Source organism: Lacinutrix sp. MedPE-SW, from assembly GCF_001874145.1.
Lineage (GTDB): Bacteria > Bacteroidota > Bacteroidia > Flavobacteriales > Flavobacteriaceae > Lacinutrix.
In genome coordinates this window covers 40,253-55,714 of record NZ_MPCX01000004.1, presented here as the reverse complement: position 1 = coordinate 55,714, position 15,462 = coordinate 40,253, and the positions used below count along the sequence as shown (strand labels likewise).

Below are 15,462 nucleotides of genomic sequence, written 5' to 3'. Positions count from 1 at the left end.
TCAAAGATAATTTTTTTAGACGTAAGACTAAGAAACAAGCAAATAGTTTTCTCTTATTTCTTTACTCTAAAACTTTTAGTTGTTTGGTCGAAAATAATTAAATCGTTTGGAAACAACGTATTAAAAGCACCTTGATTTATAAGGTTGTCTGGTGTGTTTTGTATACAGTTTTTATCACTCATCACAATTAAATTATCGCATAGTTGTATGGCTAAATCTATTTCGTGAGACGAAAATAAAATAGTTTTATTTGTTTCTTTAGCTAGTTTTTGAAGCAGTTTTAAAATGTATGCTTTGTGGTACATATCTAAATGTGTAGTTGGCTCATCTAGAATAATTAGTGATGTATCTTGTGCTAAAGCACGCGCAATCATTACTTTTTGTAATTGCCCGTCACTTAATTCAAAACATTTTTTGTGTTTTAAATCTTCAATATTTGTTTGCGATATGGCTTTGTTAACAATACTTATATCGTTATTAGATAAATTACCAACCCAATTTGTATAAGGTTGCCTACCAAGTGCAATAAGCTCGAAAACCGAAAGGTTTTTAGACGATACTGTTTCGGTTAAAACCAAACTTAATACTTTTGCTAATTCAACTGAACCGTACTCAATTAAAGGCTTAGAGTTAATATTTATTTCACCATTTAATTTTGGTTGTACATTAGTTAACGTTCTTAGTAATGTAGATTTGCCAATGCCGTTTGCACCAACTAAAGCTATTAATTCGCCTTTTTTTAGTTGGATATTTATATTTGAAGCAATAGTATTTTTAGCCTTTTTAGACTTATAACCTATAGATAGATTTTTGGTTTCTAAAATTATATTTTGTATTTCCGCAGCCATTAAAACACCATTTTTTTCTTTCTAACTAATAGCCAAACCACAACTGGAGCGCCAATTAAACTTGTAATAGCGTTTATTGGTAATGTATAATCTGTATTTGGTAATTGAGCAATGCCATCGCAAATAAGCATAATTATAGCGCCAAATAAAAATACGGCTGGCAATAATATTTTATGGTTTGATGTATTAAAAACTTGCCTAGTAATATGTGGTATTGCTAAACCAATAAAAGCAATTGGTCCTGCAAATGCTGTAATTGTTCCTGCAAGTAAACTTGTTGCAATTATAATTATTAAGCGGCTTTGTTTAATATTTAAACCTAAACTTTTTGCATAGTTTTCTCCTAATAGTAAAGTGTTTAATGCTTTTATAGATGCTATACTAAATAGTAAGCCTACACTATAAATTAATGCAAATATTTTAAGCTCGTTCCATTGTAAATCGCCAAGACTTCCAAATCCCCAAAAAATGTATTGTTGTAATTCTTCGGCAGAACTAAAATACGACAGTACACTAACTACCGCAGCTGTAATACTACCAAACATAAGCCCGATAATTAAAATCGCCATAGTGTCGCGCACACGAGAAGAGACTATTAAAACCGTAAGTAAAACTAAAAAACTACCTAAACTTGCAGAGATAACTAAACTCCATTTTGAGATAAGTAATGTTGCAAAAAAGCCACCTAAAACCGATGATCCCATAATAATAAGTGCAACACCTAAACTTGCACCAGACGTTATGCCTAAAACAAATGGTCCTGCTAATGGATTGCGAAATAAGGTTTGCATTAATAAACCAGATATGCCTAAACCTGAACCAACTAATATGGCTGTTATGGCTTTTGGTAATCTATAGTTTAGAATAATGTAATTATCTGCACTACCCGTTAAGCTATTAAATACAGTATTAAAAGGTATAGAAATAGAACCTAAACTAACATTCGTAAAAAAGAGTATAATTAATACAATTATTAGAATGATAAAAGAAAATTTATATGATTTTGATGTTACCAATTAGTCTAATTTTTTAAAGAAAAAAGGCTCGTAATTTTCTAATAATTCTGGATGACATATTTTAATAATATCTTTTAAAACTAGATCTGGTCTTGCAGTACCTAACTCATAATATAAAACACCTCCGTTTTTTCCCGTAGTGTTAGTAAATGAATATACTTGCTTGTTTTTAAAGGCATCAAATTTAGTATAATGTTGGCTAGCTTCTTCTAAGGCTTCAAGACTTGTGTAATACGAAGGACTCAACCATAAATCGGCAGTTTTAGCTTTTTCATAAACCACTTCAAAATTTAAGGCAATACTTCCTTTTTCGGTTGTATCGCTCCATAAGTAGTTTGTATTAGCATCTTTTAAAAACTGTGCTTCTGTACTTGTTCCGTTTGGTAAATACCATACATCTTTATGCATAGCTCCAGATAAAATAGTAGGTTTATTTTTTGCATTTAAGGCTAGTTTTTTAGCTTGAGTGTAATCTTTTTCAATTTTATTAAAAATAGAATCGGCCTGTTTTTCTTTGTTATATAAAGCACCAAAAAACTTAATCCATTCGGCTTTTGCCAATGGCGATTTTTCTACCCAATCACCATTATAAATTACTGGTATATTAGCTTTTTTAATAGTTTCTAAAGATTTACTTTTTCCATCTACACCAAAAGCGACTACAACATTAGGGTTAATATCTAAAAGTACTTCGGTGTTTATACCTTCATTTTTTCCTAATTCTCTAACAAAACTACTATCAATTCTAGTTCTTGTTTTTTCAGATGAAATATAATCTGTTCCCGGAAAACCAATTAGGGTTTCTTCAACATTTAAAAGCTCTAAAGCAGGAATGTGCGTTGTAGAGGTTACTACAATTTTTTCAATAGGTGTTATTAAAATACCATCGTACTCCTCTTTCATAAACGTAGTTTTAGCGGCTTCTTCTGCTGAAATTAGAACGTATTTAAAAGTTTGTGTACTGTTTGGCCATGGGCTTTTAATCTCTAAAATAGAATGGTTGCCGTTTTTTGTAATTGTAAAACCTTCAGCATAGGTATTTGTTTTGTTTTCACTTTTTTCAACATTTACGGGAGGTAATTTACGGTTAATGCCTTTATCTTCTTTACATGAGAATATTGAAATGGCAATAAAAAGGAATAGTATATTTTTCAAAAGCTTTGGTTTTTTTAGTTCAAAAATAAGATTATTTAATCTTTTGTGTGTTAGATTAAACAAAAAGAGTAGATTTGCGTTGAATTTTGGTTCGACTTTGCAATTAAGCATGGTTGATTAAAAGGGAATCAAGTGCAAAACTTGAACTGTTCCCGCAACTGTAATTTTATACTCAACTTGTTTGAGTACCTTTTTTAAGGGTGTTACTAACTTCAAAACCACTGGAAAACATTTCTGGGAAGGTATGGTAACATTAAAAAAGTCAGGAGACCTGCCAAATTCATTATCAAAAAAATCTTCGGGAGAAAGATTTTAAGATTTATGAAAAAACGTATTCTATTTTTATTTGCAATTTTTTGTGGTTTAAGCTGTTTGGCTCAAACTAAGCTAGACTCTATTCAAAATTTAGATGAAGTTGTTTTAAATGATAGTAAACTTATAGAAAATGGTAAAGGTTTTAAAATAACTGTTTTAAACGATTCTGTTTTAAGTAAAAACAATACCTCGTTTACAAACTTATTGCGTTTTAATTCTAATATTTATTTTAAAGAAAATGGTTTTGGAATGGTTTCTTCGCCATCTTTTAGAGGTACAAATGCATCTCAAACAGCAGTGATTTGGAATGGAATTTCTATTAACTCTCAACTTAATGGACAAACTGATTTTAATACCATAAATACAAATAACATAAATAAAGTTGTTATTAGAAATGGCGGTGGAAGTGTGCAATATGGAAGTGGCGCTATTGGCGGAAGTATTCACTTAGATAATACACTAAGTTTTAGTTCACATTTAAAAAATGATGTTAAACTTAATTACGGAAGTTTTGATAGTAAAAATGTAAGTCTTGTTACAGATTATGGAAGTGATAAATTCGCCTTTAATGTTGGAGTAAATTATATAGAATCTGACAATGATTATAAATATTTAGGTTTAGATCAAGTTAATGAAAACGGAGCTTTTAACAATTTAAGTTTTAGCGTTAATTTGGGATATTTTATTTCTGATAATGATGTAATTAAACTTTATCATCAGTCGTATTTGTCAGATAGAGAATTTTCTGGTACAACAGTAACTCCATCTAATAGTAAATATGAAGATAAAAACTCGAGATCTATGTTGGAGTGGTTTAGAACTGCATCTGCATATAAATCTTCGTTTAAAGTCGCATATTTAAATGAACATTTTGAATATTACCAAAATAAAGATTCAGAATTCTTTTCTTTTGGAAAAGTTAATACGCTTGTGTTAAAACATAGTTTAGATTTTAATTTATCTAAAACACTGTCTGTAAAAAGTATTTTAGATTACAATTATTTTCAAGGTGAAGGCAGTAGTTTTGGTGAGCCAAATAGAAACGCATTTTCTGCTACAGGATTACTACAATACAACCCAAATAGTAAACTAAATATAGGCTTAAATATACGTCAAGACGTAACGTCTAATTTTAAAAGTCCATTATTGTTTTCTATTGATGGCGTTTATGGTTTTTCTAAATATTATAAGTTAAAAATTAATGCTTCAAAAAATTATAGAGTACCTACTTTTAATGATTTGTATTGGCAACCTGGAGGCAATTTAGATTTAGTTCCAGAGTCTTCTTACCAAATAGATTTAGGTCATGTACTTAATTATAAAGCCTTTCAATTTAACTTAAATACGTATTATATTTCTACTGAAGATTTAATACAATGGCAACCAGGCGCATCTGGTATTTGGTCACCAGAAAATATAGCAAAATCTCAAAGTTATGGAGTAGAAGCAGGATTAAATATTACAAAGACTTTTAATAAACAAGAGTTTATTTTTTCTTCTAATTATTCTTATACAGTATCTAAAAACGATGAAACTAATAAGCAATTAATCTATGTGCCTTTTCATAAAGCAAACGCATCTATTGCTTATAGTTTTAAAAGGTTTTCTATGTTTTATCAGCATATGTTTAATGGCGAAGTATTTACAACTGCCGATAATTTAAAAGGTTCTTTTTATAGTTTAGAATCTTACGATGTTGCTAATTTAGGATTTAACTATAAACTAATTAAAACAACAAAAAACCAATTGGATTTAGGAGTAAACATTAATAATCTTTTTAATGAAATTTATCAAAATGTAGCTTTTAGACCAATGCCAAACAGAAACTTTAATATTCAATTACACTATAAATTTTAAAACAATTATGAAAAAGATTATTTATTCAGTTTTAACATTAGCATTATTAGTAACTTCTTGCTCTAATGATGATGATTTAGCAACACCTTCTGAGCCTTTAGGAGCTTATGAAGATGGAATTATTGTAAGTTCTGAAGGTGGTCCATCTTCAATTTCTTATGTATCTAACGATTTTTCTACTTCAGAAAATCAAGTATATTTTAATGTTAACGGTGAAAACTTAGGTGTGTATTTACAATCTGTTGGTTTTCATGAAGATAAAGCATATATAGTAGTAGATGCAGGAACCATTTCTGTAGTTAACCGTTATACTTTTGAAAATCTTGGAACGATTTCTACAGGTTTAAGTTTGCCAAGATATATCGCGTTTAATGGAGATACAGCTTATGTGTCTGATTGGGCAGACCCAAATAATGCTACAGATGATTATATTGCTGTTGTAGATTTAAATTCTAATACTGTTACCGCTTCAATAGCTGTGTCTGAAGGTCCAGAACAAGTATTAGTAAACTCTAATAAATTATATGTTTCTCACAAAGGTGGATATAATACTAATAATGTAGTAACTGTAGTAAATACTGAAGATAATACAACAGAAACAATAACTGTAGATTCTAAGCCAGATGAAATGGCAATTAATAATGATGGAGATTTAATTGTATTATCTGGAGGAAACGAAAGCTGGACAGGTAATGAAACACAAGCATCAATTACTAAAATTGATGTGTCTAATAATTCTATTATATCTTCTTTAGCTTTTGAGACAGGTTTACATCCAGGTTTAATGTCTTACAATAATGGTGTGGCTTATTATATTGTAAATAACGAAGTGTTTGGATTAACAGATGATGCTACAACTTTACCAGCAACTCCGTTATTCTCGGTATCTGCAGCTTATGCTTATGGATTATCTATTAAGGATAATAATTTATTTGTAACAGATGCAAGCTTTACAGAAAACAGTACTTTATTAGTTTACGATATATTAACAGGAGCAGAGACAAATAGTTTTTCTGTAGGAATAGGCGCTTCAAAAATATATTTTAACTAAGTGTTTTTTTTTAAACGATTAGAGTATAAAACCTATACTTTAAAAAAGCCTGCTATTTAGCAGGCTTTTTTATTATTCAGTAATTAAATCACAAAACCAAAAACCAGATTTTTCATTTTTGGTATTTGGTGTATTATATTCTCGATAAATTTTCTCTCCTATTGTAAAAGAAACAGGTGCTTTAAAAATTGGGCCATCGTAACAAAAGGTATGAAACTCTCCATTTTCGCCACAAGGATCTACTGCTTCAGGTAAGTTTTCAATTAATTTTTTAGTAATAATTTTACCAACAAAATCTTCAGAAAAATACTTAGCACTAGCACATACAATTATAGCTTTAAAACCTAAGTCTAAAAATTCTGTTATTAATTGTTTGGTGTCTTTTTTCCAAAGTGGAAATACCGTATTTATATTTTGCTTTGCTAAATTATTTACTCGGTATTGTTTTAAATCTTCTAAAAAAATATCACCAAAAACACTATGTGTAAAACCTTCAGTTTTTAAAGAGTTTACAGCTTTTGTCATAATTTCTTCATAATCTTCCATGCTTGGTTGTTCAGGAAGATTTATGGTTTGTAAAGTAATACCAATAGCTTCGGTTTGCTTTTTTAGTAATGTAATAGGTAAACCATGCATTGTAACTCTATTATAATGAGTGTTTATGCTAGTCACTAGCTTTTCAACCGAAAAATTTGAGTTTTTTAATAAATAATGTAATGCTAAAGCAGAGTCTTTTCCTGTACTCCAATTAAAATAAGTTTTAGCGCTCAATGTACATGTCTTTAGCGTGAGGTTTTAGGTCGTTACTATCAAAAATAGGTTTAATTATTTTTCCAGGTGTTGTGTTTGCTGGTCTATTTGTAGCAGCGATGTTTGCTAAAGCTTCAGCTAAAAGCGGTTCGTTTTCATCACCTAAAACGCCTAAGTTATTTACTTGTTCGCCAATAGTAATATCTGGTGTTAAACCGTTTGCAGGCACAACATCTTCATTTACATTAACGCTAATTGCAACTAATGGTTGTAATGCATAAGTATGTATTGGGTTTACACCATTTCTCGTATAGTCTTCAGAATCGTATAAAGTTATTGAGGCTTGCGATTTTCCTACAGTTTCTGTACCAATATGTACAACATCGATATAAGAACTTAAACTATTAATAACCAATTCGCTTGCAGAGGCAGAAGCACTTGTGGCTAAAACGTAGACTTTATCTAAATTTAAGTTGTTAATTGTACCGCCATCAAAACTATTAGTAAAATTAAAACCTGTATTATTAGCTTGTAATAAATCGTTATAAATAAGTTTTGTAAAAGTTTGCCCATTAAATTGTCCTGTTACCATACTACCCATTAAAGTTGCCGAGTTAACCGAGCCACCTGGATTATAACGTAAATCTATAACTAAATGCTGTATAGCGTTGGCTTGAAAGGTTGCAAAAGCATTATTTAAAGCTTGGTCAAAGCTTCCTGTAAAACCATTATACATTAGGTAGCCTACATTTTCGCCTTCAACTTGAAGAATTTCGGTTTTAAAAACTGGGTTTTCTGTGTATGGCGCTTTGCTTAAAGCAATACTTTCTGTTGTTTGCTCTATAGTATCATCATCTGTTTCTGGCGTTCCATTATCGTTATAGTTTGCTAAGTTTATTGTGTAGTTATCTTGGCTTAATAAACTTCTAAAATTGTTAACGGTTAACGGTGTACCATCAATACCATAAAATAAATCGCCGCGTTGTACGCCAGCATCTTCGGCACTTGTATTTGGTAAAACATAACGTACGTATCCAAATATGTCGTCACTACCTTCAGTATATCTCAATAGGCCATATTCCATACCATTTGCAACACTTACACCTTGTTGTTGTTGCTCGAATGCAATATAATCACTTAAAATAAAGCTAAATCTATCAACATTTTGGCGATCAAAAATAAGGCTTTCAAATAGTGTTTCAGGAGTACTAAAACTATTTAAATACTCTGTATAATTGGCGCTGTTTCTTTTGTCTTCTACCAAAGCAGGCACTTCATCTCTATAAAGGTAAAATATATCCATAGCTCTATATACAAAGTCGTTAATAGATGAAGTTGATACATCATTATCATCAAAATCATCATTAAAACAACTAGTAATGTTAATAGTTATGAATGCTAAAAACAGAAGTCTTGCAATTTTTTTCATAGTATAATCTTTCTTTTCTTTAAATAGTCGTCCTTAAAAGTAATTACTTTTATTTAAATACCATAAAATATCTGTATTTACTAGATTAAAGCCCTTTGTTTTATAGTAGATGTAAGTATAAATGTATTTATTATTAATAAAATTAAAAAAGATTGTAACAAAATAATAAGTAGGTCGTCGTAATAACATAAACCAACCAAGTTAATGACACAGTCAGAATTTATAAATATTGTGACGCCTTTTAAAGATAAAGTTTTTAGGCTAGCCAAGCGTCTTTTAGTTTCTACTGAAGAAGCAGAAGATGCAACGCAAGAAGTATTAATTAAACTTTGGAAGAATAAAAAAAAGATAAAAGAATATAATAATATAGAAGCGTTTTCTATGACTATGACAAAAAACTTTTGTTTTGATAAGTTAAAATCTAAGCAAGCGCAAAATTTAAAAATTGTACATAGTAACTATCAAGACCATAATGTTGCTTTACAAAAGCAAGTAGAGTTAAATGATAGTTTAGATTGGATAGGTAAGATTATGGAAGACTTACCAGAACAACAAAAAATGGTAGTACAATTAAGAGATATTGAACAATACGATTTTAAAGAAATAGCAAAAATGCTTGATATGAATGAAACCGCAGTGCGTGTAACCTTATCAAGGGCTAGAAAAACAATAAGAGAAAAATTAACTAAAACCCACAATTACGGTGTTAAATAATATAGAACATTTATTAGAAAAGTACGAAAATGGTGAAACATCACTAAAGGAAGAAGCACAGTTAAAAAACTATTTTTCGCAAGAAACTGTCGCTCCACATTTAGAAATGTACAAACCAATGTTTCAATATTTTATAGTAAATAAAAAAGAACAGTTTACTAAAGATATTTCACTTCTTGAAGTTAATGCAACAAAAAAGAAATTTAATTTTAAGTGGTTATCTATTGCAGCAGTAGCAGTTCTTATGCTATCAATCTTTGTATTTAATCCTACACAAAGTCAAGAAGATTTAATTACAGAGGCAGATAGAGCAGACTATGAAAATGCTAAAGCCGCTTTAGCTTTAGTCTCACAACATTTAAATAAAGCAACAGCGCAGGTAAGCTACTTAAAAGTAATTAATACAGCTGGCACGCAGGTTGATTATTTAAAAGAAATTAATGATCCTATGGGTCGCATATTTAATAATAACTAATTAAAAAAATAAAATTATGTACACAATAAATAAATTAAACACAATGAAAAAGTCCCTTTTAGTTTTTGCTTTCGCAATATTAATTATGCCATTTACAGCAATGGCGCAAAGCGATATTTTTAGTAAATACAGCGATAATAATGCAGTAACTTATGTATCTATAAAGCCTAAAATGTTTCAAATGTTGGCTAAAATGGATATTAATACAGATGATAAAGAATCTCAAGAGTATATAAACATGGTAAATAGTATTACCAGTTTTAAAACCATCGCTACAGATAATAAAGCTATATCTGCAGATATTGCTAAATGGGTAAAATCTCGTTCAAATTCTTTAGAAGAGTTAATGGAAGTTAAAGATGATGGAATGCTTGTTAAATTTTATGTAAAAGAAGGAAAAGATAGCGATCACGTAGCAGAGCTTTTAATGTTTGTTAATGGTTTAGAAGGTATGATGAAAGATGGCGTTACTGTTAATGGTAAAAAAAGAACTATTGAAACTGTTGTAATTTCTTTAACGGGAGATATAGACTTAAATCAAATTTCTAAATTAACAAAGCAAATGGATTTACCAGGTGGCGATAAAATTGATAAAAAATAAAAACCACAATAACTATGAACACTAAATTTAAGACCATATTAGCTGTGTTTTTTTTAACTTTAGCTTTAGTAAGCTGTAAAGATGAAAAATCTATACAAACCTATGTTGTAGAGCACCAAGATAAACCAGAGTTTTTATCTTTAGATTTATCACCTAAAATGATAGATGTCTCTAAAATAGAGTTAGACGAAGATCAAGAAAAAGTATATAACTCATTCGAGAAAGTTAATATTATAGCATATAAAGCTATCGATGGAAACCAAGAACAATATACTCAGGAATTAGAAAAAGCAAAAGCTGTTTTTAAAAATGAAAAGTATAACGAGTTAATGGAGTTTAGCGATAATGGTATGAAATTTAGAGTTAATACTATTGGAGATAATGATACGGTAGATGAGTTTTTAGTATTAGCAAGTTCTAGCGATTTAGGTTTTGCTGTTGTTCGCGTATTAGGAGATGATATGCAACCAGAAAAACTATATAAATTAATATCGCAAATGCAAAATGCAGATGTAGACGAAAGTCAGCTGCAAAAGGTTATGGATTATTTTAAACAATAATTCATGTTTATATATTAGAGTTTATATGTTAATATATAAACAGAAAAAAGGACTGTTGGCGCAGTCCTTTTTTAATTTATATTTTATTATGTGTTATATTACTTTAAATACTTTTTATTAGAATCATCAAGTTCATGTTCTGTATTCTCTCTTTTTACTAAAAATAAATTTAGAATAATTAATATTAACAAACTACCTAGAATAATTTTAGTTATTAAATGGTCTAAAATTCCTAATAAACCACTAATAAAAAAAGCTATGGCAAGCACGCCACAAATAATTCGAGATTGAGAGTTTGTAAACATATTTATATACCTGTATAGTTACTTGGAGAAATAGCTTTTAATTCATTTTTAATAGCTTCACTAACCTCTAAGGTATCAATAAAATTTGAAATAGAGGTTTTTGTAATCGCTTCGTTAGTTCTTGTTAAGCCTTTAAGAGCTTCATATGGATTTGGGTAAGCTTCACGGCGTAAAATGGTTTGTATAGCTTCGGCAACTACAGCCCAATTATTTTCTAAGTCTTGTTCAAATTTAGAAGCATTTAATAATAGCTTTCCTAAACCTTTAATTGTAGATTTAAAACCAATAAGCGTATGCCCAAAAGGTACACCAACATTACGTAAAACAGTACTGTCTGTTAAATCACGTTGTAAACGTGAAACGGGTAGTTTAGCCGATAAATGCTCGAAAATAGCATTGGCTATACCTAAATTACCTTCAGAATTTTCAAAATCTATAGGGTTTACTTTGTGTGGCATGGCACTACTTCCAACTTCACCAGCTTTAATTTTTTGTTTAAAATAGTCCATAGATACGTAAGTCCAGATATCACGATCTAAATCTATAATAATAGTGTTTATACGTTTTAAACAATCAAATAAAGCAGCCATATGGTCGTAATGCTCAATTTGAGTTGTTGGAAACGAATGATGAAGCCCTAGTTTTTCTTGAACAAAGGCACTACCAAAGGCTTTCCAATCTGTATCTGGATATGCTACCTTATGCGCATTAAAATTACCAGTTGCTCCACCAAATTTTGCAGCACTAGGTATATCGTTTAATAAATTAAACTGTTCTTCTAAGCGTACAACAAAAACTTCAATTTCTTTTCCTAAACGCGTTGGTGATGCAGGTTGGCCGTGCGTTCTTGCTAGCATTGGGATATCTTTCCACTCTTCAGCAAGACGTTTTAATTCATTTAAAAGGTTTGTGTATTCTGGAACATAAACAGCATTCATAGCATCTTTAATACTTAATGGAATTGCTGTGTTATTAATATCTTGAGAGGTTAAACCAAAATGAATAAACTCTTTATAATCTTGAAGGCTTAAAGCGTCAAACTGTTCTTTTATAAAATACTCAACTGCTTTTACATCGTGGTTTGTTACCTTTTCAATGTCTTTAATAGCTTGCGCATCTTCAACAGAAAAATCTTTATAAATTGACCTTAACTCTTTAAAAATTGATGTGTTAATACCAGAGAGTTGCGGTAAAGGCTGTTCACATAAAGCGATAAAATATTCTATTTCTACTAAAACACGATATTTAATAAGCGCTTCTTCAGAAAAATAATGAGTTAAGTTTTCTACTTTATTTCTATAACGACCATCAATAGGTGAGATGGCATTTAAGTTAGATAATGACATATAGTGTGTGTTGTTGTGTTTCAATTTTGAAAGGCGTAAAGATAGGTAAGAAAGTTAAAAGTTTGGTGTTAAGAGCAAAACTTTTATTTAAATGCTATTTTTTAATTTTCTTTAAAATTTGCCTTGCACGCGCTTTAAAACCAGAACTTTGCATTTGGTAGTCACGTTCTAAAATTAAAACCAATTCTGGATGAATCCAGCTATACTCTTGGCCTAAAAGAAATAAGCTATTCATAGCATAGGCTTTAGGTGCAATTTTGGCATCATTAATCATCCAATCAAAACAAGCTTCGGTAATTTTCTCTCGATGTTTTGAACTTAACGCTTGCTTAATTTTAGAATCTTTTTTACCGTAATACGCTTCTATTAAATATTCACAAATTTTAGCAACAGGCCTAACTGCAGAGTCTAAATGTACCTTATGCATGTTTTGCGTAAAAGTATCTAAATATGGGATGATTTTTTCAATATTTTCACCACATATAAACTCGAAAACCCAAGCAGCGCGAGGTGATATTTTATCATCAACCATAAATAAAATTTTTAATAATTTAGGTATTAAGTCTAGATTATTAATAACCAAATTAGCATAATATAGGCGTTTCTCACGAGAATGATTAACGTAATTTAATTCTTGATATAGCGTTTCTAATGTCAAAAGGATTTTTATTACTTTTAAAGCCTAAATGTAACGAAAATGAAAATTGTTAAAAAGGGTTTATTAATTTTACTTGTAATATTTGTAATTGCTCAGTTTTTTGGGCCAGAAAAAAATGATGGCAGTATGGAATCTGTTTCGGCTTTCTTACAAGAAACCAAACCATCTCCAGAAGTTAAAAAAATATTAGAAGAAAGTTGCTTTGATTGTCACAGTAACGCTACACGCTATCCTTGGTATAATAATATTACACCCGTAAATTATTGGATGGCAGATCACGTAGCGCATGGTACAAAGCATTTTAATGTTTCTACATGGAATGATTATTCTATAAAACGAAAAGACCATAAAATTGAAGAATTAATAGAAATGGTCGAAGCAAAAGAAATGCCGTTACCATCTTACACATGGACGCATACTGAAGCAAAACTAACAGATGAGCAAATAACAGCTGTTTTAAAATGGGCGAAACGTGTTAGAATGGGTTATGCCTTAGCGCCAAGACCAGAATAATTAATAAATAAAGTTAAAAATGTTCTATTTTATTAAGAGACTCGTAATTTTGTAGAAACACTAATTTAAATACGCTTCTCTTTTGAATAAAGAACTTTTAATTATTGGCATTGTATGGCCAGAGCCCAAAAGCTCTGCAGCAGGAATACGTATGATGCATATAATAAACTTATTTCTATCAAAAAAATACAATGTAACATTTGCTACAGCATGTGCAAAAAGTGAAAATGCTTTCGATTTAAAAAGTATTGGTGTTAAAACTCAAGAAATAGAATTAAACAATTCTAGTTTTGATGTTTTTGTAAAAGAACTAAATCCAGATATCGTAGTATTCGATCGATTTATGATTGAAGAACAATTTGGATGGCGCGTAGCAGAACAATGTCCTAATGCTTTAAGGTTACTAGATACTGAAGATTTACATTGCTTAAGAAAAGGAAGGCAACAAGCTTTAAAAGACCAATCGGTTTTTAATACTCATTATTTATTTAATGATGTAGCAAAACGAGAAATAGCAAGTATTTATAGATGTGATTTAACTTTAATTATTAGTGAAGTTGAATTTGAAATTTTAAAACATCAATTTAAAGTAGATGAACATTTATTGTGTTATTTGCCTTTTTTATTAGAATCTATTTCTCCTAAGCAACAAAGTCTTTTACCTGGATTTAGAGCAAGAGAACATTTTGTAACTGTTGGTAATTTTTTACACGAACCTAATTTAGATGGTATTAAATACCTAAAAGAACACATTTGGCCAACAATTAGAAAACAATTACCTAAAGCCGAAATGCATATTTATGGATCTTACGAATCTCATAAAGTCACTCAATTAGAAGACAAAAAATCTGGATTTTATATTAAAGGCTTTGTAGAAGATATTGCAACAGTAATGCAAAAATACAAAGTATGTTTGGTACCATTACGCTTTGGTGCAGGATTAAAAGGTAAAATTATAGATGCTATGTATAATGGAACACCTTGTATAACTACAAGTATAGGAGCAGAAGGTATGTATGGAGATTTAGAACCAAATGGCTTTATAGAAGATGATCCTTTAGATTTTGCAAAAATGGCTGTAGAACTTTATAGCAATAAAATATTTTGGAATGCAAAACAAAAGCTTGGTGTAAATGTTATAAACTTACGTTTTGATAAACAATTGTTTGCAGCAGATTTTGTGCATAGAGTTGAAGCCACTAAAAATGGTTTAGATGTACATAGAAAAAGTAATTTTACGGGAGCAATGCTTATGCACCATACACTACAAAGTACAAAGTTTATGAGTAAATGGATAGAAGAGAAAAATGCATAATTTAATTTATAAAATAAAAAAAGCCTCTATTTAAAATAGAGGCTTTTTTTATAGGAAACTGCGTTACTATGCCATAACATCTTGTTTCTTAATTTTTCTATAAGTAAACGTATTAAAAATATTACGTTTTCCAAAACGGTTTTGCTTATCACTTTGAGCAAATTTTATGTATAAAGCTTTATTTACACCAAAATATTCATAAGTATTACCATCTAAAAAAGTAACTTCTAGCAGTAAACCTTTATGTTTCCAATCCATAATTGTGGTACTTATAGTTGTATTATATTCATCTTTATTAGCAGCAATAGTTTCTGGAGCAATACTAACTAAAAAGTGATAAGCATCAATTATTTTTCTACTTACCTCTTCAGCTTCTAGAGCTTTTTCATCATTATCTTGAAATTTATCTGGATGCCATTCTTTTACAAGACTTCTATACGTTGTTTTTAAACTTTTTAAAGTCATATCATTTTCAACGTTAAATAACTTTTTGTACTCCTTAATGCGTTTCATAGTATTTGCAATTCTAAATTTGGCGCGAAAGTAGTGTATTC

General features: G+C 29.9%; 17 protein-coding genes and 1 riboswitch. Of the genes, 8 read left to right on the top strand and 9 right to left on the bottom strand.

Going from position 1 to position 15,462, the window contains the following annotated elements; genetic code table 11:
- Positions 1-53: 53 nt before the first annotated feature.
- The 3 genes from BM549_RS05180 to BM549_RS05170 are packed head-to-tail and all read right to left on the bottom strand — an operon-like array spanning position 54 to position 3,019.
- Positions 54-848: an ABC transporter ATP-binding protein gene (locus tag BM549_RS05180; protein ID WP_290469301.1), complete on the bottom strand. Its 795-nt coding sequence runs from the start codon at positions 846-848 to the stop codon at positions 54-56.
- Positions 848-1,864 carry an iron ABC transporter permease gene (locus BM549_RS05175; protein WP_290469300.1) on the bottom strand — a complete coding sequence of 339 codons (1,017 nt, stop codon included), beginning with the start codon at positions 1,862-1,864 and terminating at the stop codon, positions 848-850. Before BM549_RS05175 ends, BM549_RS05180 begins: the two co-directional genes overlap by 1 nt.
- On the bottom strand, positions 1,865-3,019 hold the full coding sequence (locus tag BM549_RS05170; protein ID WP_290469299.1) for an ABC transporter substrate-binding protein: 1,155 nt from the start codon (positions 3,017-3,019) through the stop codon (positions 1,865-1,867).
- Positions 3,020-3,089: 70 nt separating this feature from the next.
- A riboswitch (cobalamin riboswitch) is annotated at positions 3,090-3,313 on the top strand.
- Positions 3,314-3,340: 27 nt separating this feature from the next.
- Here BM549_RS05170 and BM549_RS05165 point away from each other — a divergent pair.
- Positions 3,341-5,191: a TonB-dependent siderophore receptor gene (locus BM549_RS05165; RefSeq protein ID WP_290469298.1), complete on the top strand. Its 1,851-nt coding sequence runs from the start codon at positions 3,341-3,343 to the stop codon at positions 5,189-5,191.
- 7 nt (positions 5,192-5,198) lie between these two features.
- Positions 5,199-6,242, top strand: a complete 1,044-nt coding sequence (locus BM549_RS05160; protein ID WP_290469297.1) for a hypothetical protein — start codon at positions 5,199-5,201, stop codon at positions 6,240-6,242.
- A gap of 72 nt (positions 6,243-6,314) precedes the next feature.
- On the opposite strand, the gene BM549_RS05155 is transcribed toward BM549_RS05160, so the two are convergent.
- Both BM549_RS05155 and BM549_RS05150 read right to left on the bottom strand, forming a co-directional pair.
- Positions 6,315-7,013, bottom strand: a complete 699-nt coding sequence (locus tag BM549_RS05155) for a diphthine--ammonia ligase (RefSeq protein WP_290469296.1) — start codon at positions 7,011-7,013, stop codon at positions 6,315-6,317.
- On the bottom strand, positions 7,003-8,421 hold the full coding sequence (locus BM549_RS05150; RefSeq protein ID WP_290469295.1) for a S41 family peptidase: 1,419 nt from the start codon (positions 8,419-8,421) through the stop codon (positions 7,003-7,005). The genes BM549_RS05155 and BM549_RS05150 overlap by 11 nt, the downstream gene beginning before the upstream one ends.
- 204 nt (positions 8,422-8,625) lie before the next feature.
- On the opposite strand from BM549_RS05150, the gene BM549_RS05145 reads away from it, so the two are divergent.
- Genes BM549_RS05145 through BM549_RS05130 form a run of 4 tightly spaced genes read left to right on the top strand, consistent with a single transcriptional unit; the run spans position 8,626 to position 10,771 of the window.
- Positions 8,626-9,135, top strand: a complete 510-nt coding sequence (locus BM549_RS05145; RefSeq protein WP_013870642.1) for an RNA polymerase sigma factor — start codon at positions 8,626-8,628, stop codon at positions 9,133-9,135.
- Positions 9,125-9,610 (top strand): hypothetical protein, encoded by a 486-nt coding sequence (locus BM549_RS05140; protein WP_290469294.1) that lies wholly within the window; start codon positions 9,125-9,127, stop codon positions 9,608-9,610. The genes BM549_RS05145 and BM549_RS05140 overlap by 11 nt, the downstream gene beginning before the upstream one ends.
- Positions 9,611-9,653: 43 nt before the next feature.
- Positions 9,654-10,211, top strand: a complete 558-nt coding sequence (locus tag BM549_RS05135) for a DUF4252 domain-containing protein (protein WP_041301918.1) — start codon at positions 9,654-9,656, stop codon at positions 10,209-10,211.
- Between the two features lie 14 nt (positions 10,212-10,225).
- The gene (locus tag BM549_RS05130; protein WP_290469293.1) at positions 10,226-10,771 is read left to right on the top strand and encodes a DUF4252 domain-containing protein; all 546 of its coding nucleotides are present in this window, start codon (positions 10,226-10,228) and stop codon (positions 10,769-10,771) included.
- A gap of 98 nt (positions 10,772-10,869) precedes the next feature.
- On the opposite strand, the gene BM549_RS05125 is transcribed toward BM549_RS05130, so the two are convergent.
- The 3 genes from BM549_RS05125 to BM549_RS05115 all read right to left on the bottom strand — a co-directional run bounded on the left by BM549_RS05125 (position 10,870) and on the right by BM549_RS05115 (position 13,080).
- Positions 10,870-11,076, bottom strand: coding sequence for a hypothetical protein (locus BM549_RS05125; protein WP_290469292.1), 207 nt, complete (start codon positions 11,074-11,076; stop codon positions 10,870-10,872).
- Between the two features lie 2 nt (positions 11,077-11,078).
- The gene (purB, locus tag BM549_RS05120; protein ID WP_290469291.1) at positions 11,079-12,422 is read right to left on the bottom strand and encodes an adenylosuccinate lyase; all 1,344 of its coding nucleotides are present in this window, start codon (positions 12,420-12,422) and stop codon (positions 11,079-11,081) included.
- 94 nt (positions 12,423-12,516) lie between these two features.
- Positions 12,517-13,080, bottom strand: coding sequence for an adenylosuccinate lyase (locus BM549_RS05115; RefSeq protein WP_290469290.1), 564 nt, complete (start codon positions 13,078-13,080; stop codon positions 12,517-12,519).
- A gap of 39 nt (positions 13,081-13,119) precedes the next feature.
- Between BM549_RS05115 and BM549_RS05110 the strand changes: the two genes are divergently transcribed.
- Positions 13,120-13,593 (top strand): heme-binding domain-containing protein, encoded by a 474-nt coding sequence (locus BM549_RS05110; protein ID WP_290469289.1) that lies wholly within the window; start codon positions 13,120-13,122, stop codon positions 13,591-13,593.
- Positions 13,594-13,675: 82 nt separating this feature from the next.
- Positions 13,676-14,908 (top strand): glycosyltransferase, encoded by a 1,233-nt coding sequence (locus tag BM549_RS05105; RefSeq protein WP_290469288.1) that lies wholly within the window; start codon positions 13,676-13,678, stop codon positions 14,906-14,908.
- Positions 14,909-14,974: 66 nt separating this feature from the next.
- Here BM549_RS05105 and BM549_RS05100 read toward each other — a convergent pair whose 3' ends face one another.
- Entirely contained in the window at positions 14,975-15,421 is a 447-nt protein-coding gene (locus BM549_RS05100; RefSeq protein ID WP_290469287.1) for a KTSC domain-containing protein, read from the bottom strand.
- Positions 15,422-15,462: the final 41 nt, after the last annotated feature.